The sequence below is a fragment of the Stenotrophomonas sp. STK17_22 genome (genome assembly GCF_051983905.1).
In the GTDB taxonomy this organism is placed as follows: domain Bacteria; phylum Pseudomonadota; class Gammaproteobacteria; order Xanthomonadales; family Xanthomonadaceae; genus Stenotrophomonas; species Stenotrophomonas maltophilia_A.
Map to the genome: position 1 here is coordinate 952,649 of NZ_CP197010.1, position 25,925 is coordinate 978,573.

21 protein-coding genes and 6 tRNA genes are annotated in these 25,925 nt (G+C 65.1%); 19 read left to right on the plus strand and 8 right to left on the minus strand.

Annotated elements, in window-relative coordinates:
• Positions 1 to 130 precede the first annotated feature (130 nt).
• Positions 131 to 1,657: an exopolyphosphatase gene (gene ppx, locus ACSYS9_RS04300; protein ID WP_010483920.1), complete on the minus strand. Its 1,527-nt coding sequence runs from the start codon at positions 1,655 to 1,657 to the stop codon at positions 131 to 133.
• Positions 1,658 to 1,907: 250 nt separating this feature from the next.
• On the opposite strand from ppx, the gene ACSYS9_RS04305 reads away from it, so the two are divergent.
• Positions 1,908 to 3,259 (plus strand): IS3-like element ISStma2 family transposase gene (locus tag ACSYS9_RS04305; RefSeq protein WP_132809301.1). Its coding sequence is split into 2 segments (ribosomal slippage): positions 1,908 to 2,355 and positions 2,355 to 3,259, totalling 1,353 coding nucleotides; the frame shifts between segments, so codons are not numbered across the junction.
• 225 nt (positions 3,260 to 3,484) lie between these two features.
• Here the strand turns inward: ACSYS9_RS04305 and ppk1 are convergent.
• The 4 genes from ppk1 to ACSYS9_RS04325 all read right to left on the minus strand — a co-directional run bounded on the left by ppk1 (position 3,485) and on the right by ACSYS9_RS04325 (position 9,521).
• Positions 3,485 to 5,572, minus strand: a complete 2,088-nt coding sequence (gene ppk1, locus ACSYS9_RS04310) for a polyphosphate kinase 1 (protein WP_049400920.1) — start codon at positions 5,570 to 5,572, stop codon at positions 3,485 to 3,487.
• A gap of 4 nt (positions 5,573 to 5,576) precedes the next feature.
• A complete protein-coding gene (phoR, locus tag ACSYS9_RS04315; RefSeq protein ID WP_032129078.1) occupies positions 5,577 to 6,908 on the minus strand; it encodes a phosphate regulon sensor histidine kinase PhoR in 1,332 nt (443 codons plus the stop codon).
• Positions 6,909 to 7,014: 106 nt separating this feature from the next.
• On the minus strand, positions 7,015 to 7,704 hold the full coding sequence (gene phoB, locus ACSYS9_RS04320; protein WP_005408258.1) for a phosphate regulon transcriptional regulator PhoB: 690 nt from the start codon (positions 7,702 to 7,704) through the stop codon (positions 7,015 to 7,017).
• Between the two features lie 116 nt (positions 7,705 to 7,820).
• Entirely contained in the window at positions 7,821 to 9,521 is a 1,701-nt protein-coding gene (locus tag ACSYS9_RS04325) for a M48 family metalloprotease (RefSeq protein WP_177179519.1), read from the minus strand.
• A gap of 88 nt (positions 9,522 to 9,609) precedes the next feature.
• Between ACSYS9_RS04325 and grxC the strand changes: the two genes are divergently transcribed.
• From grxC to ACSYS9_RS04355, 6 genes are all read left to right on the plus strand, one after another.
• Positions 9,610 to 9,900 carry a glutaredoxin 3 gene (grxC, locus tag ACSYS9_RS04330; RefSeq protein ID WP_049400919.1) on the plus strand — a complete coding sequence of 97 codons (291 nt, stop codon included), beginning with the start codon at positions 9,610 to 9,612 and terminating at the stop codon, positions 9,898 to 9,900.
• Complete coding sequence (locus ACSYS9_RS04335; RefSeq protein ID WP_071228871.1) at positions 9,897 to 10,289, plus strand: carboxymuconolactone decarboxylase family protein; 393 nt, start codon at positions 9,897 to 9,899, stop codon at positions 10,287 to 10,289. Before grxC ends, ACSYS9_RS04335 begins: the two co-directional genes overlap by 4 nt.
• A gap of 361 nt (positions 10,290 to 10,650) precedes the next feature.
• The gene (locus ACSYS9_RS04340; RefSeq protein ID WP_032129081.1) at positions 10,651 to 11,655 is read left to right on the plus strand and encodes an isocitrate dehydrogenase; all 1,005 of its coding nucleotides are present in this window, start codon (positions 10,651 to 10,653) and stop codon (positions 11,653 to 11,655) included.
• A gap of 244 nt (positions 11,656 to 11,899) precedes the next feature.
• On the plus strand, positions 11,900 to 12,643 hold the full coding sequence (locus ACSYS9_RS04345; protein ID WP_071228870.1) for a cysteine hydrolase family protein: 744 nt from the start codon (positions 11,900 to 11,902) through the stop codon (positions 12,641 to 12,643).
• 53 nt (positions 12,644 to 12,696) lie between these two features.
• Positions 12,697 to 13,605: a LysR family transcriptional regulator gene (locus ACSYS9_RS04350; RefSeq protein WP_071228869.1), complete on the plus strand. Its 909-nt coding sequence runs from the start codon at positions 12,697 to 12,699 to the stop codon at positions 13,603 to 13,605.
• Between the two features lie 25 nt (positions 13,606 to 13,630).
• Positions 13,631 to 14,380, plus strand: a complete 750-nt coding sequence (locus tag ACSYS9_RS04355; RefSeq protein WP_071228868.1) for a sulfite exporter TauE/SafE family protein — start codon at positions 13,631 to 13,633, stop codon at positions 14,378 to 14,380.
• 59 nt (positions 14,381 to 14,439) lie between these two features.
• On the opposite strand, the gene ACSYS9_RS04360 is transcribed toward ACSYS9_RS04355, so the two are convergent.
• Entirely contained in the window at positions 14,440 to 15,198 is a 759-nt protein-coding gene (locus ACSYS9_RS04360; protein ID WP_049461430.1) for a Bax inhibitor-1/YccA family protein, read from the minus strand.
• 180 nt (positions 15,199 to 15,378) lie between these two features.
• Here ACSYS9_RS04360 and ACSYS9_RS04365 point away from each other — a divergent pair.
• Together ACSYS9_RS04365 and ACSYS9_RS04370 are read left to right on the plus strand one after the other, a co-directional pair.
• Positions 15,379 to 15,455 (plus strand) — tRNA-Pro (locus ACSYS9_RS04365).
• Between the two features lie 39 nt (positions 15,456 to 15,494).
• Positions 15,495 to 15,571: transfer RNA gene (locus ACSYS9_RS04370), tRNA-Arg, on the plus strand.
• Positions 15,572 to 15,889: 318 nt separating this feature from the next.
• On the opposite strand, the gene ACSYS9_RS04375 is transcribed toward ACSYS9_RS04370, so the two are convergent.
• Together ACSYS9_RS04375 and ACSYS9_RS04380 are read right to left on the minus strand one after the other, a co-directional pair.
• Positions 15,890 to 16,381, minus strand: a complete 492-nt coding sequence (locus ACSYS9_RS04375; protein WP_162292252.1) for a hypothetical protein — start codon at positions 16,379 to 16,381, stop codon at positions 15,890 to 15,892.
• Between the two features lie 9 nt (positions 16,382 to 16,390).
• The gene (locus ACSYS9_RS04380; protein ID WP_071228867.1) at positions 16,391 to 17,311 is read right to left on the minus strand and encodes a hypothetical protein; all 921 of its coding nucleotides are present in this window, start codon (positions 17,309 to 17,311) and stop codon (positions 16,391 to 16,393) included.
• Positions 17,312 to 17,745: 434 nt separating this feature from the next.
• Between ACSYS9_RS04380 and ACSYS9_RS04385 the strand changes: the two genes are divergently transcribed.
• The 10 genes from ACSYS9_RS04385 (at position 17,746) to lon (ending at position 25,873) form a co-directional block, all read left to right on the plus strand.
• Positions 17,746 to 17,970 carry a hypothetical protein gene (locus ACSYS9_RS04385; RefSeq protein WP_071228866.1) on the plus strand — a complete coding sequence of 75 codons (225 nt, stop codon included), beginning with the start codon at positions 17,746 to 17,748 and terminating at the stop codon, positions 17,968 to 17,970.
• Between the two features lie 168 nt (positions 17,971 to 18,138).
• Positions 18,139 to 18,215 (plus strand) — tRNA-His (locus tag ACSYS9_RS04390).
• Positions 18,216 to 18,294: 79 nt separating this feature from the next.
• A tRNA-Lys gene (locus ACSYS9_RS04395) sits at positions 18,295 to 18,370 on the plus strand.
• 198 nt (positions 18,371 to 18,568) lie between these two features.
• Positions 18,569 to 18,644: transfer RNA gene (locus ACSYS9_RS04400), tRNA-Lys, on the plus strand.
• 442 nt (positions 18,645 to 19,086) lie between these two features.
• Entirely contained in the window at positions 19,087 to 19,452 is a 366-nt protein-coding gene (locus tag ACSYS9_RS04405) for a hypothetical protein (RefSeq protein ID WP_071228865.1), read from the plus strand.
• Positions 19,453 to 19,591: 139 nt separating this feature from the next.
• A tRNA-Leu gene (locus ACSYS9_RS04410) sits at positions 19,592 to 19,676 on the plus strand.
• A 189-nt stretch (positions 19,677 to 19,865) separates the two neighbouring features.
• A complete protein-coding gene (tig, locus tag ACSYS9_RS04415; RefSeq protein ID WP_071228864.1) occupies positions 19,866 to 21,161 on the plus strand; it encodes a trigger factor in 1,296 nt (431 codons plus the stop codon).
• 76 nt (positions 21,162 to 21,237) lie between these two features.
• Positions 21,238 to 21,864 (plus strand): ATP-dependent Clp endopeptidase proteolytic subunit ClpP, encoded by a 627-nt coding sequence (gene clpP, locus ACSYS9_RS04420; protein ID WP_004146318.1) that lies wholly within the window; start codon positions 21,238 to 21,240, stop codon positions 21,862 to 21,864.
• A 126-nt stretch (positions 21,865 to 21,990) separates the two neighbouring features.
• Positions 21,991 to 23,280, plus strand: a complete 1,290-nt coding sequence (gene clpX, locus ACSYS9_RS04425; RefSeq protein WP_032129320.1) for an ATP-dependent Clp protease ATP-binding subunit ClpX — start codon at positions 21,991 to 21,993, stop codon at positions 23,278 to 23,280.
• Positions 23,281 to 23,422: 142 nt separating this feature from the next.
• Positions 23,423 to 25,873, plus strand: coding sequence for an endopeptidase La (gene lon, locus ACSYS9_RS04430; protein ID WP_440568822.1), 2,451 nt, complete (start codon positions 23,423 to 23,425; stop codon positions 25,871 to 25,873).
• Positions 25,874 to 25,925: the final 52 nt, after the last annotated feature.

Sequence of the window (25,925 nt, forward strand, 5' to 3'; positions counted from 1 at the left end):
CAGTCGCTTAGCTGTAACGCTGAATGCGCTCCCCCGACTTGATCTGCTGCGTCGCAGCAGGTCAACCGGGGGCGCATGCGCGAACCGTAACGGTGTGTGACCTTCTTTCCCTCGCGGGAAAGCGTGAGCCTCAGGCTACGAAGGGCCGGAACTGGATGCCCAGCCCGGCGATGCCGTCGGTCTCGCCGATCAGATCGGCGCGCAGCAGTGGCCGGGCATCAATGAAGGCCTGCGGCACGATCAACGACAGGCGGTTGTCGTCGGCGGTCAGTTCCAACGCCGGCAGTGGATCGTCCTCATGGGCACGATTGAGCAGCACCGCCAGGCGCAGCAGGGCGGCCAGCCGGCGAGCGGTCAGCAGCAGGCGCTCGGGCAGGGCGTCGAAGGCGGTCTTGGTCACGCTGCGGCGATGGCTGCGCACCAGCGCGGCCAGCATCTGCTGTTCCTGCCGCGAGAAGCCGGCGATATCCGAGTGTTCCAGCACGTAACTGCCATGCACGTGGTAGCCGCTGTGCGCGATCATCAGGCCCAGCTCGTGCAGGCGCGCGGCCCAGCCGAGCATGCGCGCGTCGTCGGCATCGAGCCGCCAGCGTTCCTGCACCTGTTCCAGCAGTGACAGCGCGGTGTCCTGCACACGGTCGGCCTGCACGGTATCGATGCCGTAGCGCTGGCTGAGCGCGGACACCGATTCATCGCGCAGATCGTTCTCGCCAGCGCGGCCGACGATGTCGTAGAGGATGCCTTCGCGCATCGCGGCCTTGCTGACCAGCAGCTTCTGCAGGCCCAGTGCCTGGAAGGCGGCCTCCAGCACCAGGATGCCGCCGGCAATGATCGGGCGGCGGTCGCTGGACAGTCCCGGCAACTGGATGTCGTCGATCTTCTTGGCCTTCAGCAGTTCGTCGCGCAGTTGCGGCAGGGCCTCGGCGGTAATCGCGCCCTTGCTCAGCTTCATCGTCGCGCAGATCTCGCTGATCGCCTTGTGCGTGCCCGAAGAACCCAGCGCTTCCTGCCAGCCCAGCGCGCGGTACTTGCTGGCGAAGGGCTGGAACTCGCGACCGATCTCGGCCAGCGCGTCCTTCCAGCGCTTCTTGCTCAGCTTGCCGCCGGGGAAGAAACGCCGGGTGCTGGCAATGCAGCCGGCCTGCAGGCTTTCGCGCTCCAGGGTCTGCATGCCCATGCCGATGATGAACTCGGTGGAGCCGCCGCCGATGTCGATGACCAGCCGGCGCTGGCCGGGCTTGGGCGGTTGTGCATGGGCCACGCCCAGGTAGATCAGGCGCGCTTCTTCGCGGCCGCTGACCACTTCGATGGCGTGCCCGAGCGCGGTTTCGGCGGGAACCAGGAACGACTGCGGTGAACGCAGCTGGCGCACGGTGTTGGTGGCCAGTGCGCGCACCCGGTGCGGCGGTACATTGCGGATGCGCTGGCCGAAGCGGGCCAGGCATTCCAGCGCGCGCTGCCGGGCAGCGGAGGAGAGTCCCCCTTTGCCATCCAGGCCGTCGGCCATGCGCACCGTCTCGCGCAGGCGGTCGATTACCCGCAGCTGGCCGAGCGTGTAGCGCGCGATGACCATGTGGAAACTATTGGAGCCAAGGTCGATGGCGGCCAGCAGGTCGCCATCCTGCAATGCGGGCGGAGTCGTGGTGGTGTGCGGCATGGACGAATGTTAGCCGAAGGGGCGGTGTGCTCGTCACCGCGCGGCCTTCACATTTTGGAAGAGGGGAGTGCGGCAGGGCTGCGCCCTGCACCCGCAGAGGCCAGAGCAACAGCAACAGCAACAGCAACAGCAACAGCAACAGCGGGCTATCCGTGGGATGGCGGGGCGGGTCCGATGGCAGGGGACGCCGTGAACCCGTCCATGAAGTGACCCCCGGGAGTTGGACGCTAGATCCAACCCCGAGGGATACATGAACAAATACGACGCGCGTTTCAAACTGCAGGTCGCCAAAGAGGCCTGCAAGACCTCCACATCGGTCAAAGCCATTGCCCGTCGCCACGGCCTGGAGTTCTCCACGGTCAGGCGCTGGGTGGCGACCTATCGGCTGCATGGTTGGCGGGGATTTCATCGCCAGGCCCGGTCCTATGACCTCCCGTTCAAGCTGGCTGTCCTGGAGAAGATGAGCCAGGACGGCCTGTCCGGGCGCGAGGCCACCACCTACTTTCAAATTGGCGATGCCGGCGCGGTGGGGCGATGGCGGCGCCTGTATGCTCAAGGCGGTGCCCAAGCGTTGGCACCCCCTCCGCCGCCGCCCCGAAAGCCGATGAAGAAGACCCGTTCGTCCAAGCCGCCTGAAGATATGAGCCGCGATGAGCTGCTCAAGGAAGTCGCCTATCTGCGTGCGGAGACCGACTACCTAAAAAAACTCGATGCCTTGATCCGGGAAGAGCAGGCGGCGCAGGACGCAAAGCGCAAGCCGTCCAAGGATTGAGGCAGGTTCATACGCTGTCGCTTCTGCTCGAAGCAGCTGAGCTGTCACGCAGTACGTTCTATTACCAGAACCATGTCCTGGCCCATCCGGATCAGGATGAGGCAGCCCTGTGCGAGCGCATCCGTGCAATCTACGATCAAAGCCAAGGGCGCTATGGCTATCGCACGGTGACGCTGGAATTAGCCAATCAGGGCCATCGGACCAATCACAAGCGGGTTCAGCGCCTGATGGGGGAGATGGGGCTGAAATCGCGGGTGCGTGTGAAGCGCTACCAGGCCTTCAAGGGGGCGGCCAATGTTGTGGTTGGCAATGACCTCAATCGCCAGTTCCATGCAGAGCGGCCCAACCAGAAGTGGGTGACTGACGTGACCGAGTTCAAGGTGCAGGGTATGAAGCTGTACCTGTCGCCGATCATGGACCTCTACAACGGCGAAATCGTGGCTTATCAGATCAAGCGTCGGCCCGTATTTGATCTGGTGGGTCAAATGCTGGAGGAGGCCATCAAGAAGCTTTCCCCGGATGAGCGCCCCATGATCCACTCCGACCAGGGCTGGCAGTACCAGCATGAAAACTACCGGCACATGCTGGAAAAGCACTCGTTGAAGCAAAGCATGTCCCGGCGCGGCAACTGCCTGGACAATGCGGCGATGGAGAGCTTCTTTGGAACGCTGAAGTCGGAGTTCTTCTACCTGAACAGCTTTGACAGCCTCGAGAGTCTGGAGGCTGGGCTGGTGGAATACATCCAGTACTACAACGAAGAACGCATCAAACTGAAACTGAAAGGTCTGAGCCCGGTAAAGTACCGGGAGCAGGCCCAATCGGCCGCCTGACCCCGTCCAAGTCTCGGGGGTCACTTCACCATGGGGGCTTGGTCGCCGCATCCATGCGGCTCACACCCCTGCCACCGGACCCACCCCGCCTTCGACAGTTCTCTGCGATCTGCCGGGACGGCGTTCTGCGCGGCTGTTGGTGGGTGTCGACCTTGGTCGACACGGTAGATCCACGCCATGCGTGGATGAATCCAAACGTGCCGACCAAGGTCGACACCTACCGGGTCAGAGACCCTGCATCAGTGCCATCTGCGCAGAATGCGGTGCCTCGTCGTGGGCGGGCGCACGCTTGTGGTAGATGCCGTCGGCATCCAGTTCCCAGGCATTGAGGTTGTCGTCCAGGTAGTTCTGCAGGACCTCGCGGTAGACCCGCTTGGCCAGCTCCGGATCGAGGATCGGGAAGCAGGTCTCGACCCGGCGCAGCAGGTTGCGCTCCAGCCAGTCGGCGCTGGCGCAGTACATCTCCGGTGCGCCGTCGTTGCCGAACCAGTAGACGCGGCTGTGCTCCAGGAAGCGGCCGACGATCGAGCGCACGCGGATGTTGTCCGAGATGCCCGGCACACCCGGGCGCAGGGTGCAGGCGCCGCGGATGATCAGGTCGATCTGCACGCCGGCCTGCGAGGCGGCGTACAGCGCGCGCACCACCTGCGGTTCGTTCAGGGCGTTCATCTTGGCGATGATCCGCGCCGGGCGGCCTGCGGCGGCGATGCGCGTCTCGCGCTCGATGCGGCCGAGGATGCCGGTGTGCAGGGTGAAGGGCGACTGCAGCAGGCGCTTGAGCTTCATCTTCGAGGCCAGCCCGGACAGCTGCTGGAACAGCAGGTGCACATCGTTGCCGATGTCCGCATCGGCGGTAATCAGGCTGATGTCGGTGTACGCACGGGCGGTACCGCTGTGGTAGTTGCCGGTACCAAGGTGCACATAGCGGCGCAGCTTGCGGCCCTCGCGGCGCACGATCAGCAGCATCTTGGCGTGGGTCTTGTAGCCGACCACGCCATACACCACCTGCACGCCGGCCTCCTGCAGGCGATCAGCCAGGCCGAGGTTGGCTTCCTCGTCGAAGCGGGCGCGCAGTTCGACCACCACGGTCACGTCCTTGCCGTTGCGTGCGGCCTGGATCAGTGCATCGACAATCAGCGAATCCTTGCCGGTGCGGTACAGGGTCTGCTTGATCGCCAGCACGTTGGGATCGACCGCCGCCTGCCGGATCAGGTCCAGCACGGCGGTGAAGGCATCGAACGGGTGATGCAGCAGCAGGTCGTGGCGCGCCACTGTCTCGAAGATGCCGTCGCTGTCGCGCAGCGTGCGCGGGGTCATCGGCGGGTACTTCAGGTCTGGCTGTGCGATCAGGTCGTACAGCTGGATGATGCGGTTGAGGTTGACCGGGCCGTCGATGCGGTACACCGCGTTCTCGGTCAGGCCGAAGTTCTGCAGCAGGGTGCGCACGATGTCGCGCGGCATGTCCTGCGCGATTTCCAGGCGCACTGCCGGCCGGTAGCCGCGGTCGACCAGTTCGTCGCGCAGTGCCAGTGCCAGGTTCTCCACTTCCTCCTCGTCCACCACCAGCTCGGAATTGCGGGTGACGCGGAACTGGTAGGCACCCTGGACTTCCATGCCCGGGAACAGTTCATCGACGAACGTGGACAGCACCGAGGACAGGAACACGAAGTTCTGCGGACCGCCGAGTTTTTCCGGCAGCTGGATGATGCGCGGCAGCGAGCGCGGCGCACGCACGATGGCCAGGTGGCCGGCGCGGCCGAACGCGTCGGTGCCCTTCAGCACCACCACGATGTTCAGCGACTTGTTGAGGATCTTCGGGAACGGGTGCACCGGGTCCAGGCCCAGCGGCGACAGCACCGGCATGATCTCGTTGCGGAAGTACGCACGCAGCCAGCGCTTCTGGCGATCGGTCCAGGAATGGCGGCCGAGCACGCCGATGCCGGCCTCCATCAGCGCCGGGCGCAGCGTCTCGTTCCAGCAGCGGTACTGCTGGTCCACCAGTTCCGCGGCGCGGTCATGGATGGCGTTGAGGATGGCCTGCGGGCTCATCCCGTCCGGTGCCGGTGGCAGGCCGAATTCCTGCGCGTGGCGGACGGCGGCGGCGCGGATCTCGAAGAACTCGTCCAGGTTGGTGCAGGAGATGCACATGAAGCGCAGGCGCTCCAGCAGCGGCACCTGCGGATCCATCGCCTGCGCCAGCACTCGGAAGTTGAAGTCCAGCTGCGACAGTTCGCGGTTGATGTAGAGCGCCGGGTCGCGTAACGGATCGTTGTCCGGGCTCACGGGGAGGGGGAGGGATCCGAGGCTGCTCATGGCGTCATTCTTCGATGGAAGTCAGGGGGGCGGACTCGCGCGGGCGCACGTGGTCGGCATCGAAATGGCAGGAAAACACCGAGCCCTTGCCGACCTCGCTTTCAATCTCCAGCCGGGCGTGGTGCAGGCCGAGGATGTGCTTGACGATGGACAGGCCCAGGCCGGTACCACCGCTTTCGCGGGAGCGGCTGCTGGAGACACGGTAGAAACGTTCGGTCAGGCGTGGCAGGTGGGAAGCCGGGATGCCGTAACCGGAATCGCGCACTGCCAGCACCGCGCCATCGCCTTCGCGGCGGAACTCCACGGCGATGCGGCCACCGGCTGGCGTATAGCGCACCGCATTGGTGACCAGGTTGGAGAAGGCGCTATGCAGCTCCTTGGTGGAACCCTGCAGGTCGACGCCGGCCAGATCGTCGATGCTGATCTGGTGGCGGCCCTGGCTGTGCGCTTCGGCCTCGCGGCGTAGTGTGGCCAGCATCGGCTGCATCGCGACGGTCTCTTCCTCGCTGTGCTCCTGCGACTCCAGCCGCGACAGGGTCAGCAGGTCTTCCACCAGCTGGGCCATGCGCTGGCTCTGCTTGCGCATTTCTTCCAGCATCGGACCGGTGCCCGGGAAATCCTCCGGGTCCATCATGTCCAGGTAACCGTGGACCACGGTGAGCGGCGTGCGCAGTTCGTGTGAAACGTTGGCGACGAAGTCGCGGCGCACCTGTTCCAGGCGCAGCAGCTTGCTGACGTCGCGGGCGATCAGCAGCCAGTAGTCCGAAGAATACGGAATCAGTCGCAGGTTCAGGCGGATCGCAGGATCGACGGGTGAGGGCACGTCCAGGATCGGCTCGGCGTTGCGGCCGCCGGCCAGCCAGTGCGCCAGCGGCATCGGCTGCAGGCGTTCGACCAGCGCCTCGCCGAGGTCGCCCGGATGATGCAGGCCAAGCAGGGCGGTGGCCGCTTCGTTGAACCACTGCACGCGCTGGCTGTTGCGGTCCAGCACCACCACCGCATCGGGAAGTGCGGCGGCCGCAGCGCGATAGCTGCGCAGCATGTCCAGCAGGCGGCGCTTGCGCACGCGCATTTCCACCTGGTTGCGGTACAGCAGGCGGTCCAGCTCGTTCCAGACGCCGGTGCCTTCTTCGGCGGTATCCCAGCGCTGGCGCGCGGTCAGGCGCCGCAGCACGCTGCGCAGGCGCCAGTAATGCCATGCCAGCGTGGCCAGCGCGCCCAACGCGATGCACAACCACAGATGGCCCGTGAACCACCCCACCAGTCCGGCGAACAGCAGTACCGCGGCAACGGTGGCCAGGGTCTTCAACCAGGCAGAGCGGATGTGGCGGGGCATTGCGATCTCGTCGTTGAGGTGCGGCGGTTCACTGGGGTGAACCGAGGGTTATAGCAGAGTTGCCGGCGCCGGCACCCGCAGGTGCGTGGCGCCGGCACGACGAGACTCAGGTAGCAGTGGAGAAGCGGTAGCCGGCGCCGCGCACGGTCTGCACCATGTTTTCGGCATTGAACGGTTCCAGCGTCTTGCGCAGGCGGCGGATGTGCACGTCGATGGTGCGCTCCTCCACGTACACGCTGCCGCCCCACACATGGTCCAGCAGCTGGGCGCGGGTATAGACGCGCTCCGGGTGGGTCATGAAGAAGTGCAGTAGGCGGTATTCGGTCGGGCCGATCGGCACCGGCTGGTCGTTGGCGAACACGCGATGGGCGGCACCGTCGATGCGGATCGGGCCGACCGCCACGCTGCCGTCCTCGTCGTCCTCGCGGGCGCGGCGCATCACCGCACGGATGCGGGCCAGCAGCTCGCGCGCCGAGAACGGCTTGACCACATAGTCGTCGACGCCGGCTTCAAGGCCACCCACGCGGTCGTTCTCTTCGCCGCGGGCGGTCAGCATGATGATCGGCACTTCGCGGGTCAGGGTTTCCTTGCGCCAGCGCCGGGCCAGGTCCAGGCCGCTGGTGCCGGGCAGCATCCAGTCCAGCAGGATCAGGTCGGGGACGCGGTCGGCGATGGCGGTCTGGGCCTCACGGGCGTCGCCGGCGTGGACCGGTTCGTAATCGCCCTTGCGCAGGGCGAAGGCGACCATTTCACGGATCGCGGGCTCGTCATCGACGATCAGGATGCGTTTCTGCACGAGGACACCGTAGGGCTCGGTTACTGGAGTGGTGCCAGTAGACTACGGTTTGATGACATGTTTGTGACTACCTGGCCGGAACCGGTCGGGATTGCCATCGGCCGGTCATGCAGCGCTCAGCGGCGGTCCAGGTCCGGGTCCTGCACGCCCTGCCGGCGCAGCTCCAGCACGGTGGGGGTGATCGCTTCGATGCGCGCATCCACCCGTGCCCGGCCTACGTAGTCCAGCGCCGGATTGCGCTTGAGCGCCTGCAGCTGCATCAGCGACTGTTCCGGCCGGCCGCTGAGGAAGGCCGCCTCGGCGTAGGCCTCGCTGGCACGCACGCTGTCGCCGGCCAACTCGCTGGCGCGGGCGTACCGCTGCTGGAAGACCGGATCGTTACCGCTTTGCGACAGCAGGGGCCGCAGCATGGCCTGCGCGCGCTGGCCCGCCTCGCGGCTGCCCTGTTCGTTCAGGATCTCGGCATAGGTCAGCGCCACCGGACGGCTGTTGGGGTGCTGACGTAGCAACTGCTCGAAGCGGCTGTTGGCCTGGGCGGTCTGGCCTGCACGCGATTCGGCCTCGCCCAGCCCCAGCGCCAGCCACAGGTTGTCCGGGCGGGTCTGCAGCAGGCCTGCCAGGGTCTGCCGCGCCTGGCTGGCGCCGGCGCGACCGCTGCGCATCACCGCCAGCGCCTGGCCATAGCGCTGGGCATCGTTGAGGCCGTCCTTCTGACGCTTGGCCAGATCGGCATACTCGCGTTCCAGCTCGGGGGTGGAATCCGCGCTGAGCACGCGCAGGCGCTCGCGGGCCCAGTCGAAGTCGCCACTGGCGCCGCGGCTGAGCTGGCCCATCGGGATGCGCAGCACGCTGCTGGGCAGCAGCGGGTTGGTTCCGCGCAACAGGGGTTCGGCCAGGCTGGGATCGGCCGGGTCCACGCGCTCCCTGCGCTCGCCGCTGGGGGTGCTGGTGGTCAGCAGCACCGTGTCCTTCTTCATCTGGTCGGCGCGGGCCTTCGCTTCGCTGATGCGGGTGATGTTGACCGGATGGGTGCGCAGGAACTCGGGCACGCTGTAGCCACCCTCGTTGCCGCGCATCGCCGATGCCATCCGCTCGAAGAAGCCGGCCATGGCGTCCACGTCGTAACCGCTGCGCGACAGGGTGCGGATGCCGAGGCGATCGGCCTCGGATTCGTTGGAGCGGGTGTAGTTGATCTGGCGCTGCTGCATCAGGCCCATGCCCGAGCTGATCGCGGCCATGGTCGCGTTGCCGGACGACGTGCTGTTGCTGGCCTGTGCGGCCACCACCGCCGCCAGCATGCCGAGCAGGATCGGGATCTGGTCGCGCTGGGCACGCTCGACCCCGCGCAGCACGTGCTGCTGGGTGACGTGGGCGATTTCGTGCGACAGCACCGCCGCGACCTCGTCCTCGCGCTCGGCGGTCAGCACCAGGCCGGCATTGACCCCGATGTAGCCGCCCAGCGTGGCGAAGGCGTTGATCTGGCGGTCCTTCATCACGAAGAACGTGTAGGGCTGGCGAGGCTGGTCGCTGTTGGAGCCGAGCCGGGTGCCCATGGTCTGCAGCCAGTCGTTGACCAGCGGGTCATCCAGCAGGTAGCCGTAGTTGCGCAGCTCGCGCAGCATCATCGCGCCGTACTCGGCCTGGCGGGCCGGGGTCAGCAGCTCGCCGGCCGAGGAGCCGATGTCGGGCAGCTTCTCCTGGGCCTGGGCGAGCGGCATGGCCAGGGCCAGGGTGACGGCGGTAGTCAGCAGCAGGGCTCGCAAGCAGAAGGTCCTCGGGCAGGGCGCACCAAGCGTGGCAGGGTGGGGGGCAACCATTCGTTAATCCACAGTGTTGCGGCCGTGGCGTGGAAATTCCAGCGCACCGGTACCATATGTAGACCGTCGATCCATCGTGGAGTTTCCCGTGACAGCCCAGACCGCCGGCGGTGCCCCCGCCATCACCATCTATTCCACCGCCGTCTGCCCGTACTGCGTGGCCGCCAAGAACTTCCTGAAGAGCAAGGGCCAGCAGTGGACCGAGGTCCGCATCGACCTGGACCCGGTCGAGCGCGAGAAGATGATGGCACTGACCCGCCGTACCAGCGTGCCGCAGATCTTCGTCGGCGACGTCCACGTGGGCGGCTACGACGACATGATGGCCCTGCACCGTGAAGGCAAGCTCGAGCCGCTGCTGGCCGGGCAGGGCCAGGCATGAGCGCGGCCGACGACGGCAGCAAGGACCGCATCGCCGAGTTCATCGACTTCCGCAAGCGCATGAACGAGCGGATCCTGGGCGAGCCGAACCAGGTGGTGCGCCGCTTCTTCGCGCTGGACACGCAGACCTACCAGGCCGGCGCGCTGGATGTGAAGACCAAGGAACTGCTGGGCCTGGTGGCCTCGATGGTGCTGCGCTGCGACGACTGCATCAGCTACCACGTGGCCCAGTGCAAGGACGCCGGGGTGACCCGAGAAGAGTTCTTCGAGACCTTCTCGGTCGGCCTGGTGGTGGGCGGTTCCATCGTGATCCCGCACCTGCGCCGCGCGGTCGACTTCCTCGACCAGCTCGAAGGCGGCGCCGCCGCCCCGGAAGCGCACGCGCACTGAACCTGACGGGCGCCGGGAACCGGGGTCTGCGGCCCTCCCGGTAGTGCCGGCCGCTGGTCGGCATCCCGTGAACCCCACATGGCCGAGGTTGCCGGCCAGCGGCCGGCACTACCGGACGTGCGGGGCGCCTTCCCCGCGATCCATCAGCCCAGGAGCCCCCTTGTTGTTCAAGGGGGCGCGCCGGCAGGCGCGGGGATAAGGTGGGGTGCGCGGGCAATTCTGCCTGAGCCGGGCACTGGGACCATGGTCTATTTGGGACCTCGGCCCCGGCTCAGGCATAATTGCCGGTGAAACTTCCTTTGCGCCGGCGTTTCCGGGCACGTCCGGACGGCGTTTTTCCCCCTGTTCGGAACATCGATCAATGACGCAGAAAATTACGGTCATCCGCGGCGACGGCATTGGCCCGGAAATCATGGACGCTACCCTGTTCGTGCTCGACCAGCTCAAGACTGGCCTGGAGTACGAAGACGCCGACGCCGGCCTGGTGGCCCTGGAAAAGCACGGCGACCTGATGCCGGCGGTGACCCTGGAATCGATCGCGCGCAACAAGGTCGCGCTGAAGAGCCCGCTGACCACCCCGGTCGGTGGTGGCTTCACCTCGATCAACGTCAGCCTGCGCCGTCACTTCGACCTGTACGCCAATGTGCGTCCGGCCCACACCTTCCCGAACACCAAGTCGCGTTTCGACAACGTCGACCTGATCACCGTGCGTGAGAATACCGAAGGTGCCTACCTGGCCGAAGGCCAGGAAGTGTCGGCCGACGGCGAGACCGCCTTCTCCGGCACCCGCATCACCCGCAAGGGCTCCGAGCGCATCGTGCGCTACGCCTTCGAGCTGGCCAAGAGCACCGGCCGCAAGAAGGTCACCGCCGTACACAAGGCCAACATCATCAAGTCGACCTCGGGCCTGTTCCTGAATGTCGCCCGTGAAGTGGCTGCGCAGTACCCGGACATCGAATTCCAGGAAATGATCGTCGACAACTGCTGCATGCAGCTGGTGATGCGTCCGGAACAGTTCGACGTGATCGTCACCACCAACCTGTTCGGCGACATCATCTCCGACCTGTGCGCCGGCCTCGTCGGCGGCCTAGGCCTGGCCCCGGGTGCCAACATCGGCAAGGACGCGGCGATCTTCGAAGCCGTGCACGGCACCGCGCCGGACATCGCTGGCCAGGGCAAGGCCAATCCGTGCGCGCTGCTGCTGGCGGCCGCGCAGATGCTGGACCATGTCGGCCAGCCGGAAAATGCCGAGCGCCTGCGCAAGGCCATCGTGGCGACCATGGAAGCCAAGGATTCGCTGACCGGCGACCTGGGCGGCACCGGCACCACCATGAGCTTTGCCCAGGCCATCGCCAGCCGCCTGTAAGCGGCCGGCGTTCCTTGACGGAACCGCAGCGGGGCGCCTTCGGGCGCCTCGTTGCGTTGTGGGTCGGCTCGGTAGATCCACGCCATGCGTGGATGGCGGGGCTTTGGTCCGCAGCCACCATGGGGCGGCTCTACAGGGGATTGTCTGTGCGAAATTCGCACAGATCATGTGCTTTTAGATGGCTGGTTCGTGCGCCGTCCGCTTCGCATCCTGTGCCCACTTTTCACCGCACAGGAGCTTGAACATGAACCTCACCGCCTTTGGTCTGGCCAGCCTGATCGGCATGGCCACCGTTACCCCCGTCACCGCTGCCGAACCGCCCCATCCCACCATCCGCCACATGGCTGGCGCACCCGTTGTGGCTTCGCTGGATGCGGCGAAGACCGCCGTGCTGGTGATCGACTTCCAGAACGAATACTTCGACGGCAGCGCTGCGCCGGGCTTCGCCGGTGGCCGTATGGTCATCCCCGATGGCGTGGCCGCACTGCGGCAGGCGAAGCGGGTGGTCGAGTTCGCCGATGCCCACGGCATCCGCGTGATCCATGTGCAGCACGTGTTGCCGGCGGGTGCGCCGCTGTTCGCGCAGGGCAGCGTCAATGCCGCCTTCCATCGCGACCTGCAGCCGCGCAAGGGCGAGACCGTGGTGCAGAAGGACAACGTCAGCGTGTTCGCCGGTGACTCGGCCGCAGTGCTCGACCAGGTGCTGAAGGATGCCGGCATCGACACCCTGATCGTCACCGGCCTGCAGACCCATGCCTGCGTGGCCGGTGCCGCCCGCGATGCCGCAGCGGCACCGCGTGGCTACCGTGTCATCGTGTCGTCCGATGCAACTGCCAGCCGTGATCTGGATCTTGCCGGAGGCCAGCGCATCGGTCATCGCGCGCTGCATGACGCCTCGCTGGCGCAGATTGAAGACACCTTCGGCGACGTCCTGGGCACCGATGCAATCCTGGCCCTGCCGGTACGCAAGGCCGGCGACGGCGCTTGATAAGCTGACGGGGCCCGCACGCCGCGGGCCCCGCCACCTGGAGCTGCCCGCCGATGGACCATTTCGCCGCCCTGCGTGCGCTGCGCGCCATCGTCGATGCAGGCAGTTTCACCGCCGCCGCCGAACGCCTGGGGACCACCCACTCGGCGATGTCACGGCAACTGCGCCAGCTGGAAGAGCATCTGCAGGTTCGCTTGCTCGATCGCAACAGCCGCCGGCTGTCATTGACCGAGGCCGGGCGCGGCTACTACCGCGAGGCGGCAACGCTGCTGGACCGCCTGCAGGAGGCGGACGACCGTGCCCGCGCCGGGCAGGCGCAACCCAGTGGCAGCGTACGCATCAGTGTGCCGCAGGTCGTGGCCAGCCAGGAGTTGCCGCATTGGTTGCCGTCGTTCCTGCAGCGTTACCCGCACGTCTCGTTGGATCTGTCGGCCGATGATCAGCTGGTCGATGTGGTCGGTGGTGGGTTTGACCTGGCCCTGCGCATCGCGCATGCGTTGCCGGACAGCCAGCTGGTCGCACGTGAACTGGCCAGCTGCCCTCGCATCCTGGTGGCCGCGCCAGCCTACCTGGCGCGTCATGGCCTGCCGCGTCAGGCATCGGATCTCGCGCAGCACACGCTGCTGGGCTTCAGTCCCACGCCGTCAATGCCGCCCTGGCAGTTGCAGGGGCCGCGTGGTGCCAGTGCGAGCGTCGAGGCCGGGCAACGCCTGCGCGTGGATGCGACGCCAGCGTTGTACGCCGCCGCGCTGGTTGGCATGGGCATCAGCCTGTTTACTGCGCTGACCGTGCAGGAGGACCTGCGTGCCGGCCGCCTGATCCGTGTGCTGCCCGCCTGGCACGCCGGACAGCGGCGCTACTTCGCGCTGTATCCGCACGCGCGGGCGCTGGCGCCGAAGGTGCGTGCGCTGGTCGAGCACCTTGCGGCGCACTACGCTGCACAGGTGGGCGCGGCGGGGTAGTCGCGCGGCAGCAACCGAGGTGGTGATGGAGTCGGTGTATCTGCTGGTCGCGCTGGGCGCGATCGTCGCCGGATTCGTGCAGGGTCTGTCCGGCTTCGCCTTCGGCATGGTGGCGATGTCGTTCTGGGCGTGGGGACTGGAGCCGCGGCTGGCGGCGACGCTTTCGGTGTTTGGTGCGCTGGTCGGGCAGCTGGTCGCAGTGTTCATCGTGCGCCGCGGTTTCAACCTGCGCCTGCTGCTGCCGTTCGTGCTGGGTGGGCTGGCCGGCATTCCGCTGGGCGTGACGGTGCTGCCACGGCTGGACATGGACTGGTTCAAGGCGCTGCTGGGTGGCTTCCTGGTGCTGTGGTGCCCGGTGATGCTGATGGCGCGCTCGTTGCCTCCGGTCCGCGTCGGCGGCCGTATCGGTGATGCGATTGCTGGCATGGCCGGTGGCGTGCTCAGTGGCATCGGCGGCTTTGCCGGGCCGGTGCCGACGTTGTGGAGCACCCTGCGAGGCTTCGGCAAGGACGAGCAGCGCGCGGTCATCCAGAACTTCAACCTGGCGATGCTGGCGGTGACAATGGCCACCTATGTCGGCAGCGGCCTGGTGAGCCGGCAGATGTTGCCGTACTTCGCCATCGTGGCACCGGCCATGCTGGTGCCGACCCTGCTGGGCGCGCGGGTCTACATCGGCATCAGCGAGGCACGCTTCCGGCAGGTCGTGCTGGGCCTGCTGACCGCGTCAGGCATCGCGTTGCTGGCGTCGTCGCTGCCGGTACTGCTGGCGCGCTGAGGGAAGAACGAAAAGGGCGCCACGAAGGGCGCCCTTTGTCGTCTACGGCATGTTTCGGCTCAGCGCTGCTGGATCTTCGACAGCAGGCGCAGGAATTCAACATACAGCCAGACCAGGGTCACCATCAGGCCGAATGCGCCATACCACTCCATGTACTTCGGTGCACGCTGGGCGACACCGGTTTCGATGAAGTCGAAATCCAGCACCAGGTTCAGCGCGGCCACGACCACCACGAACAGGCTGAAAGCAATGCCCAGCCAGCCGGAGTCGTGGATCACCGGCACGTCGATGTTGAAGAAGCCCAGCACGAACGAGGCGAGGTAGAGCAGGGCGATGCCGCCAGTGGCGGCGACCACGCCCATCTTGAAGTTCTCGGTGGCCTTGATCAGGCCGCTGCGGTACGCGAACAGCAGCGCGAACAGGGTGCCAAAGGTCAGCAGCACCGCCTGGAACACGATGCCCGGGAACTTGGCGTTGAACACGGCCGAGATGGCGCCCAGGAACAGGCCTTCCACCAGCGCGTACATCGGTGCGGTGACCGGCGACCACTCCTTCTTGAACACGGTGATCAGCGCCAGCACCAGGCCGCCGATGGCGCCGCCCATGGCATACAGCTTGGCTCCGGCCATGACCTGGCCGTAGTCATCGATGGTCTGGTTCCAGGCGAAGGCGGCGGTCAGCACGGTCAACAGCAGCAGGAAGCCGGTCTTGTTGACGGTACCGTTGAGGGTCATGGCCTGGTCGGGGCTGGTCACCACCGAGCCACTGGCGAGGTCGAGGAAGGTGGACTCGGAAAGAGCCGGGTTGCCGCTGCGCATACGCGTTCTCCGTGCGAATGAAGGTCAGGACGGCCATCCGGCCGATGGGCGTGAGCATAGCCGATGACCGCTTTCGGCGTTGTGGCAGGCGCCGGATCTGCGCATCCTGCGTTGACAGTTCCCAATGCGCTTGGCGACAATGACCAGCTCCCCGGGCATGGCCCGAGGGGATTGCAAGACCGGGGTATAGCGCAGTCTGGTAGCGCGCCTGCTTTGGGAGCAGGATGTCGGGGGTTCGAATCCCTCTACCCCGACCAATCCCACATCACGTCGGATTGGACACCGTTCCGGTTCGGGCGCCCGTAGCTCAACTGGATAGAGCACCGGCCTTCTAAGCCGGCGGTTACAGGTTCGATTCCTGTCGGGCGCGCCATTGGAATCAATGGTTTAAGTGCTCACATCCGTGAACATTGGTTCCCATTCGATGGCTGCACGACCCTGGGTGGCGAGCATTCCACCTTCCTCTTTTCCGATGAAAGATGCCCTTTGTATGGGGTGCAGTCGCACGACGTGATGTCATTCCGGTTGCGGTTGACCGGCGTCTGACGTCGATCGGCTCACTCCGCAGGTGCTTGAGCAGCGCCGCCTGGGATGGGGCAATGCACCCGGCAACGAAAAAAGGCCAGCGCTATGCGCTGGCCTTTTTCAATGTCGCGATGGATGCACTCTGGTCGAGTGCACCCCGGATGGATCACATCTGTTCCAGTTCGCCCACTCGCACCTTGCCGCCACCGCCGCAGTTGCCGTGGCAGCCGCCGCTGATCGGGCCGCTGCCGCCGCCACCACCGCCGCCACCGCCGCCGCCACCACCACCGCCGCGGGAGTTGGGCGGGAGGACGGTCGAAATCACTTCGCCGGAGTCGAAACCTGCACCTCGCCACGTGTAGTTGACGCAGGAAATACCGTTACAGACGGTCAGGACATCGCCGGTCTGGACGCGCGTCTGGGCAGTCCAGACCGTGGTCCGGCCGTCATTGAGCTTCTGGACCTCTTGGGAAAGCTGCTGGTTGGTCACCGGATCGGGATACGGGGTTGTCAGCGTGCATCCGGCGGTGCAGTTGATGACGCCAGGAAGCTTTTTCGCTTGAAGGCTCCCGGCCGCCATGAACAGCAGCACGCCTGCAATGGCGGGAATGGAGTTTCTACCAAGCGAAGGGATAATCCCAATCAGTCTAGCTTTCACAATAGGTCCTTATCGTGGGATGCAACAGTTCTTGAAGATTTCGTTCGATGAAATGCGGGCTTTCTCTTTCTCTTGGCTGCTCAGGTTTTTCTCATGGTTGGCAATGTCATCGGTGGTGGCAAAACGTGGGTCCAGCCGGTTGAGGACGCGGGTGTACGCCAGGGCCGCAACGGGATCCGCAGGAACGATGCCGCCATAGGTGTAGGCCATCGCCATGTCGCTGATGACATTGACGTTCCCTTGTGATTCCAGTTCGCGCAGATATCCGGTGGCGGTGTCCTTCCACGCCTCGAGCGCCGCGGGATCACGGATTGCGTCATCAAGCGAACCGATGACTTTCTCCGGCGATCGCGAGTAGGCGCGCATCGCTTCCTGCGAGCCCATGGCGGCGGCCTTCGAAAGCCAATCGGCGTGATAGATGTCCTGATCCAGAGCCAGCGACTCACACTCTTTGAGGATTCGTTCCGACCGCTCCAGGAACCAGTTGCCGGCCCCGACCGTGGTGGCCGAATCCGCCAGCTTGTCAGCGCGATCCGAGATGAAGGTCTGGCATTGCTCGATGGTTCGATAGATTTCGTAGGTTGCCGTGGCATCTCCGGATTCGGAGCGCAGCATCAGTTGCTTGACGTGGGCAAGCGCGTCACCGGGAGGCCGGAACTCATTGCCTCTTACGATTTCGTAGGCCTTGGGGCCCACGGCCTTGTACGAGCCCGGCGGGATTTTGTTGTCCCGCTCAAGCCTTTGCGCGGCCGCCGCACCTGACGCCGGAAGCTGCCTTCCCTGGTCAGGCCGTTCATCGAGGCTGCCACTCTTCCCGGATTCCTCTGCCGTGGCATCCGCAGTTGCCTGCTGCCGGTAGCCGGACATTGCAACGGCTGCCACTGCCAGCACGGCTGCCAGCGCGACGAATCCGATTAGCCGCTTGCTCATCTATTGATCTCACCTTCATTGCAGGAATCGGCATGGTTGCAAACGCGCGCCCTGCGTTCCATGTCCTGCAGCTAACGTTGTATGAATGGATCTCCCCCATTCCTATTTGAGATTCATTCACGACTTGTTCACTAAGCGTTCATGCTCTCGGGGCGTGCCCGACGACGGGCGGGCTGTTCGCCAGCGCCTGACATCCGGTGCGTGCGGCACGCGCCTTCTCTAGCTCGGGATGGATGCAGATTCGAACGGCGTGGGTGAGGTGAAGCAGGTGCTGGTCGAAGTACATCGGCGGCGCAGGCGCCAACGGCGGCTTACCTTCTGCCGCGGTGCTGTCGCCTTGCGGGCGTTTGCTGGCCTGCTGATGGGGGGACGGCCGAACGCAACACGTCGTTCGACTTGATCGAAACGATGTCGCCGATGGACAGTTGCGACCGATGTTCTGGGCCGACGATGAGCGCTTGCACGCGCAGGGTGTGCAAGCGATTACCCGTCGAGTGCTTCCTGGCAGGACGCAGTCGCGCAACGTGATGTTTCAGTTGCTCGACGGAGCTGGCCAGCCACGCCTGCAGCTGCAGGTCACGCCGAAAGGGGAGGCCACGCTGTCATTCCTGGATGGGCATGCGGACATCGCGCGCGTGACCTCGGCGGAGCAGCATTGATCTCCTGTTCCGGCCCCTGCACATCAATGTGAAGAAGTGCTTGCAATTCCTTCGCGACTCCCGGAAAATGCCGGACTCGCTTCGGGGGACGGACTTCTGGTTCCACCCGCGAGCAAAGCATCAAGGTCCAGCGTCAGCCTCATCGGCGGTGGAGCGAAAGTTTCAGTGGTGGCTGTAGCTCAGTTGGTTAGAGTACCGGATTGTGATTCCGGTGGTCGGGGGTTCGAATCCCCTCAGCCACCCCACTGATTCAACCGCATCGGCGCAGCCGAAACGGTATTGCAATAAACAGAAGGCACGCTACAATGTGCGTCTGAGTTTCACGGGCCGTTAGCTCAGTTGGTAGAGCAGTTGACTCTTAATCAATAGGTCCAAGGTTCGAATCCTTGACGGCCCACCAAGACAGAAGCCACCTGGTATCCCAGGTGGCTTTTTTCTTATAAGTGTGACTCCCATCGTTCCGATGGCTCACAGGTTGCAGAGCCTCACCTGGCCGTGGATCTGCAACGCAGCGGGACCGCAGTGCTGGTTTCAACGATGTTGAAAAAAGTGCTTGCACCCACCGAGCGGATCGGGTCATAATTCGCGCCCCGATTTCGGGCTGTTAGCTCAGTTGGTAGAGCAGTTGACTCTTAATCAATAGGTCCAAGGTTCGAATCCTTGACAGCCCACCAGACGAAAGCCACTTGGTTCGCCAAGTGGCTTTTTTCTTGCCTGCACGCCGGGTTGGGCGTGCGGATGTCTGTGCGCTGGCTGGTGTGGAGCCCCCTTGAGTCAAGGGGGCGCGGCAAAGCCGCGGGGATGTGGGGGCTGATGAAGTGGGGCCCGCGGTTTGCCGCGCAAAGCGTGGGGCTGCGGCGCGAATGCGCGGCAGCTTCCCACTTGGTTCGCCAAGTGGCTTTTTTCTTGCCTGCACGCCGGGTTGCGCTTCATCCACGCATGGCGTGGATCTACTGAAACGGTGCATGGCGTAAATCTACTGAAGCGATGCTGAAATCAGGGGCATGCGCGTCATCAGTGTTTTCAATGCTGTGCGCTGCTTCTCACCGCATCGCGTCCCGCATCGCACCCAATGGATCTTCCGCGCCGATGGCGCATGCACGAAGGAAGATGTTGATGGCTGATATCAATCGATTGCACCGCACGCTGTGGGTTCCCTTCGCGTTGATGGCGCTGGCGGCCTGCGCGCCGGCCAATGATCCCGCGAAGACCGTTGAACGCGATGCGGGCACGGAGAGCACTCCGGCGCGCCCGGTGGGTGACGCCATGCAGATGCAGCCGGCTCAGCCTGCGGAAGCGGAGGTCCTGCCTGACGCGGTGGATGTGCAGCGCAATGCGGACGGTTCGGTGGATGTGCGCAAGGCCATGCCGGAGTCGGTGGCTCTGCGCCGTACCGATGACGGGGGCGTGGAGATCCGCAAGGGGGAGGCGCCCGCCGAACATGCAGGCATGGCACCGGCCCGCGCTGTGCCGCAGCAGTAAGCCGCAGTCGTCCTGGCGGGTGGTGCGCCCGCCGGGACGGCAGCGATGCAGGGGCCGCGCGCATCGCTGCAGATTCAGTTTTGTGCAGGCCTTCCGCTTCCAGCCCCCGCCTGCGACAATGAACGCCTGAGCCGGCCACGCGAAAGTGGCGGAATTGGTAGACGCCCTGGATTTAGGTTCCAGTGCCGCAAGGCGTGGGGGTTCGAGTCCCCCCTTTCGCACCAGTGCCGGCCTGTCCCCGCCCTGATCGGGCCATCTGCGCCCCCTTGACCGGCACGCGCTGGCAGTGCAGGCCGAATTGGGCGAAACTAAAGGGCTGCGGCAAGCAGGCGCGTCCCAGACGTCGTGTCCTTACAACCGTTTCATCCCAATCATCGAGCCGGGGGCGTGGGCCACCGGTGGCAGGAGTCAACATGCAAGCTTCGATCGAATCCACCGGCAACCTGGAACGCCGCCTGAGCTTCTCGCTGCCGGAAGAGCGTCTGCAGAGCCACATCGTCGGCCGCCTGGGCGAAATCGCCCGTACCACCCGCATCAAGGGTTTCCGTCCGGGCAAGGTGCCGGCCAAGGTGATCGAGCAGCGCTTCGGCGCGCAGGTCCGTGGCGAGGCGCTGGACGGCCTGCTGCGCGAAACCTTCGATGCCGCCGTGCGTGAGCACGACCTGCGCATCGTCGGCAGCCCGCGCATCGACAAGGGCGACGAGGGTGAATTCTCCTTCGTGGCCACCGTGGAAGTGGTGCCGGACTTCGGCGACATCGACGTCAGCAAGCTGACCGTCGTGCGCCACAGCGCCGAGATCACCGACGCCGACATCGACCAGATGATCGAGAACCTGCAGAACCAGCGTCGTACCTGGGCCCCGGTCAGCCGTGGCGCGCAGGACGGTGACCTGGTCGCGGTGGAAACCTGGTCGCAGGCCGGCGAAGAGCGCCTGCCGGCCGAGGGCACCGAGAAGGGTTCGATCGTGCTCGGCCAGGGCATGATGTTCGACACCATCGAAAAGGGCCTGGTCGGCCTGGCCAAGGGCGAAGAAAAGACCCTGGACGTCGAGTTCCCGGCTGACTGGCGCGTGCCGGTGCTGGCAGGCAAGACCGTGCAGGTGACCGTCAAGGTTGCCGAAGTGTCCGAGCCGGTTGTGCCGGCGGTCGACGAAGCCTTCATCAAGAGCTTCGGCGTGAAGGGCGGCGACGTCGAGCAGTTCCGCAGCGACATCCGCGCCAACCTGGAGCGCGAGCTGAAGGGCGCTCTGATGAACCGCCTGCGCCGCGAAGTGGGCGAGCAGCTGATCGCCGCCTATTCGTCGGTGGAAATGCCGCCGCGCCTGGTCGAGAACGAAGCCCGCGCCATGCTGGCCCAGCAGGTTGAGCAGATCCGCCGCAACGGCCAGAACGTCGGCGAGATCCCGGCCGATGCCCACGAAGGCTTCAAGGAAGCGGCCGCCAAGCGCGTGCTGGTCGGCCTGCTGGTCGGTGAAGTGGCCCGCATCAACGACCTGCGCCTGGAAGCCAAGCGCCTGAACGAAACGATGCGTCTGGTCGCTTCGACCTACGAAGAGCCGGAACAGGTCATTGAGATGTACCGCAACGACCCCCAGCTGATGTCTGGCCTGCAGAACCGTGTGATGGAAGAGCAGGTGATCGACTGGATCGCCGAGCGTGCCCAGCACACCGAAGAGAAGCTGTCGTTCCAGGACGCGATCCGCCAGTAAGCCCGGGCGGATCACCGGATGCCCCGCGCCTTTGCCGGCGCGGGGTTGTTGCCCCCCAAGATAGGTACCTCACGTAATGGACAACCGAACCAAAGCCCTGAACCTGGTTCCGATGGTGGTCGAGCAGACCAGCCGCGGCGAGCGTGCCTACGACATCTATTCGCGCCTGTTGAAGGAGCGCCTGATCTTCCTCGTGGGCCCGATCGACGATCACATGGCCAACGTGGTGGTGGCGCAGTTGCTGTTCCTGGAGTCGGAGAACCCGGAAAAGGACATCAACATCTACATCAACTCGCCGGGTGGCGTGGTCACCGCCGGCATGGCGATCTACGACACCATGCAGTACATCAAGCCGAATGTGAGCACCACCTGCATCGGCCAGGCCGCCTCGATGGGCGCCCTGCTGCTGGCCGCGGGCGAAGCCGGCAAGCGCTATGCGCTGCCGAACTCGCGCGTGATGATCCACCAGCCGCTGGGTGGCTACCAGGGCCAGGCCACCGACATCGACATCCACGCGCGTGAGATCCTGACCCTGCGTTCGCGCCTGAACGAGGTGCTGGCCAAGCACACCGGCCAGTCGCTGGAGACGATCGCCCGCGACACCGAGCGCGACAACTTCAAGAGCGCCTTCGAGGCGCAGGCCTATGGTCTGGTCGACCAGGTCCTGGAGCGTCGTCCGGACGAGTCGATCCAGGCCGGCTGACCGGCCATCACGGGGCCATGGAGGCCCCGTTCCTGCAGGGTCGGGCGGGACTGGTGTCCCCTCGGCCCTGTGCTATTCTCGAATCGAACCCCCGTTCAGCGGGTGGGGTAACTGGGTAAGCGAAGCATGAGCGAAGACCGCCAAGGTCGTTCCACGGACACCGGCAAGATCCTCTACTGCTCTTTCTGCGGCAAGAGCCAGCATGAAGTGCGCAAGCTGATTGCGGGTCCGAGCGTATTCATCTGCGATGAGTGCGTGGAGCTGTGCAACGACATCATCCGTGAGGAACTTGAGGAAAAGGCGCAGTCGGCGCGCAGTTCGCTGCCCAAGCCGCGCGAGATCCTCGAGGTCCTCGACCAGTACGTGATCGGCCAGAACCGCGCCAAGCGCACCCTGGCCGTGGCCGTGTACAACCACTACAAGCGCATCGAGAGCCGGCAGAAGAACGACGACGTCGAACTGGCGAAGTCGAACATCCTGCTGGTCGGTCCGACCGGTTCGGGCAAGACGCTGCTGGCCGAGACCCTGGCCCGCCTGCTCAACGTGCCGTTCACCATGGCCGACGCCACCACGCTGACCGAAGCCGGTTACGTGGGCGAGGACGTGGAGAACATCATCCAGAAGCTGCTGCAGAAGTGCGACTACGACGTCGAGAAGGCGCAGCAGGGCATCGTCTACATCGATGAAATCGACAAGATCTCGCGCAAGAGCGAGAACCCGTCGATCACCCGCGATGTGTCCGGCGAAGGCGTGCAGCAGGCCCTGCTGAAGCTGATCGAAGGCACCGTGGCCAGCGTTCCGCCGCAGGGCGGCCGCAAGCACCCGCAGCAGGAATTCCTGCAGGTGGACACCAAGAACATCCTGTTCATCTGCGGCGGCGCGTTCGCCGGGCTGGACAAGGTGATCCAGGCCCGTTCCACCGACGTCGGCAGCATCGGCTTCGGCGCCAAGGTGAAGAGCAGCGAGCGCAAGCAGGAAGTGGGCAAGGTGCTGGCCGAAGTCGAGCCGGAAGACCTGATCAAGTTCGGCCTGATCCCCGAGTTCGTCGGCCGCCTGCCGGTGGTGGCGACCCTGGAGGAGCTGGACGAGCCGGCCCTGATCAGGATCCTGACCGAGCCGAAGAACGCCATCACCAAGCAGTTCAAGAAGCTGTTCGAGATGGAGAACGTCGAGCTGGAGTTCCGTCCGGACGCGTTGTCGGCCATCGCCAGGAAGGCGCTCAAGCGCAAGACCGGTGCACGCGGCCTGCGCACCATCGTCGAATCGGTCCTGCTGGACACCATGTACGACCTGCCGTCGCAGGAAAACGTCAGCAAGGTGGTGGTGGACGAGTCGGTGATCGAGCACAAGTCCGAGCCGTACCTGATCTACCAGACCCCGGCGGCCCCTGAACAGAAGGCCGCAGGCGCCGAGTGATCCTTCCAGGTTGTTGATTGGAAAGGATTTTCAAGGAATGCCTTGCATCTGAAAGCCGATGGCCCCATAACGGGGCCATCGGCTTTTTTTGTCTCCGGAAGATGCCCTCCCGGAGGCGGTTTTCCCCTTCCCTGGAGCCCCCATGGCCCGTTCCCCAAGTGAAACCCTCGACCTGCCGGTCCTGCCGCTGCGCGACGTAGTGGTGTTCCCGCACATGGTCATCCCGCTGTTCGTCGGCCGTGACAAGTCCATGCACGCGCTCGAACAGGCAATGGAGGCGGACAAGCGCATCCTGCTGCTGGCGCAGAAGTCGGCCGAGACCGACGACCCGCATGCGGCCGACCTCTATCAGGTCGGTACGCTGGCGCAGGTGCTGCAGTTGCTGAAGCTGCCCGACGGCACCATCAAGGTGCTGGTCGAAGGCCTGTCGCGCGTGCAGGTCACCCACGTCGACGAGCGTAACGGTTCGCTGCACGGCCAGGCCGTGGAGATCGACGCCACCGACGAGCGCGAAGCACGCGAGGTGGAGGCGATCGCCCGCTCGCTGATGTCGCTGTTCGAGCAGTACGTGAAGACCAATCGCAAGCTGCCGCCGGAGCTGCTGCAGACGTTGTCGGGCATCGATGAGCCGGCCCGCCTGGCCGACACCATCGCTGCGCACATCAGCGTGCGCCTGGCCGACAAGCAGCGCCTGCTGGAAACGCTGGCCGTCGGTGACCGCCTGGAGATGCTGGTCGGCCTGGTCGATGGCGAGATCGACGTGCAGCAGATGGAAAAGCGCATCCGCGGCCGCGTGAAGTCGCAGATGGAGAAGAGCCAGCGCGAGTACTACCTCAACGAGCAGATGAAGGCCATCCAGAAGGAACTGGGTGGCCTGGACGATGCACCGGGCGAGCTGGAAGAGCTGGCCCGCAAGATCGCCGAAGCCGGCATGCCGAAGGCGGTTGAAGCCAAGGCACGCAATGAACTGAACAAGCTCAAGCAGATGTCGCCGATGTCGGCTGAAGCGGCCGTCGTGCGCAACTACCTGGAGTGGTTGCTGGGCGTGCCGTGGAAGAAGCGCAGCAAGGTGCGCAAGGACCTGAAGGCCGCACAGGACACCCTCGACGCCGACCACTACGGCCTGGAGAAGGTCAAGGAGCGCATCCTTGAATACCTGGCGGTGCAGTCGCGCGTGAAGCAGATGAAGGGCCCGATCCTGTGCCTGGTCGGGCCGCCGGGCGTGGGCAAGACCTCGCTCGGCCAGTCCATCGCCAAGGCTACCAACCGCAAGTTCGTGCGCATGTCGCTGGGCGGCGTTCGCGATGAAGCCGAGATCCGTGGCCACCGTCGTACCTACGTTGGTTCGATGCCGGGCCGCATCGTGCAGAACCTCAACAAGGTCGGCAGCAAGAACCCGCTGTTCGTGCTCGACGAGATCGACAAGATGTCGATGGACTTCCGTGGCGATCCGTCGTCGGCGCTGCTGGAAGTGCTCGACCCGGAGCAGAACAACGCGTTCAACGACCACTACCTGGAAGTGGACCTGGACCTGTCCGAAGTGATGTTCGTGGCCACCTCGAACTCGCTCAATATTCCCGGCCCGCTGCTGGACCGCATGGAAGTGATCCGCATCCCCGGCTACACCGAGGACGAGAAGCTCAACATCGCGACCCGCTACCTGGTGCCGAAGCAGATCAAGGCCAACGGCCTGCAGCCGGAAGAGCTGGAGATCGGCAGCGATGCGATCCAGGACATCGTGCGCTACTACACGCGCGAATCGGGCGTGCGCAACCTGGAACGCGAGATCGCCAAGATCTGCCGCAAGGTGGTGAAGGAGATCGCGCTGGCCGGTCCGCAGCCGGTGAAGGCGAAGAAGGGCGCGAAGAAGTCCAAGGCGCTGGTGAGCGTGTCCAGCAAGAACCTGGACAAGTACCTGGGTGTGCGTCGCTTCGATTTCGGCCGCGCCGAGGAAGAGAACGAGATCGGCCTGGTCACCGGCCTGGCGTGGACCGAAGTCGGTGGCGATCTGCTGCAGATCGAATCGACGCTGGTGCCGGGCAAGGGCCAGCTGATCCTGACCGGCCAGCTCGGCAACGTGATGAAGGAATCGGCGTCGGCGGCGTTGTCGGTGGTGCGTTCGCGCGCCGTGGGCTTTGGCATCGACAGCGACTTCCTGCAGAAGCACGACGTGCACCTGCACGTGCCCGATGGTGCCACGCCGAAGGACGGACCGAGTGCCGGTGCGGCAATGGTCACCTCGCTGGTGTCGATGCTGACCAAGGTGCCGGTGCGTGCCGACGTGGCGATGACCGGTGAGATCACCCTGCGTGGTCGTGTCACCGCCATCGGTGGCTTGAAGGAGAAACTGCTGGCCGCACTGCGCGGTGGTATCCGCACGGTCATCATTCCGGAAGAGAACCGCAAAGACCTTGCAGACATTCCGGCCAACGTCACCCGCGATCTGGAGATCGTGCCGGTGAAGTACATCGAAGAAGTCCTGGACCTGGCGCTGGAGCGCCCGCTGGCACCGAAGAAGGCGCGCAAGAGTGCGCAGCGTGTCACGGTGCGCAGCAAGGCCAAACCGAGTGGAAGCGCGCGCGTCAAGCATTGACGCGCGCCGTCCGATGGCCCGAAACCCGCGTCGTTGCTGGCTTTCCAGCTTG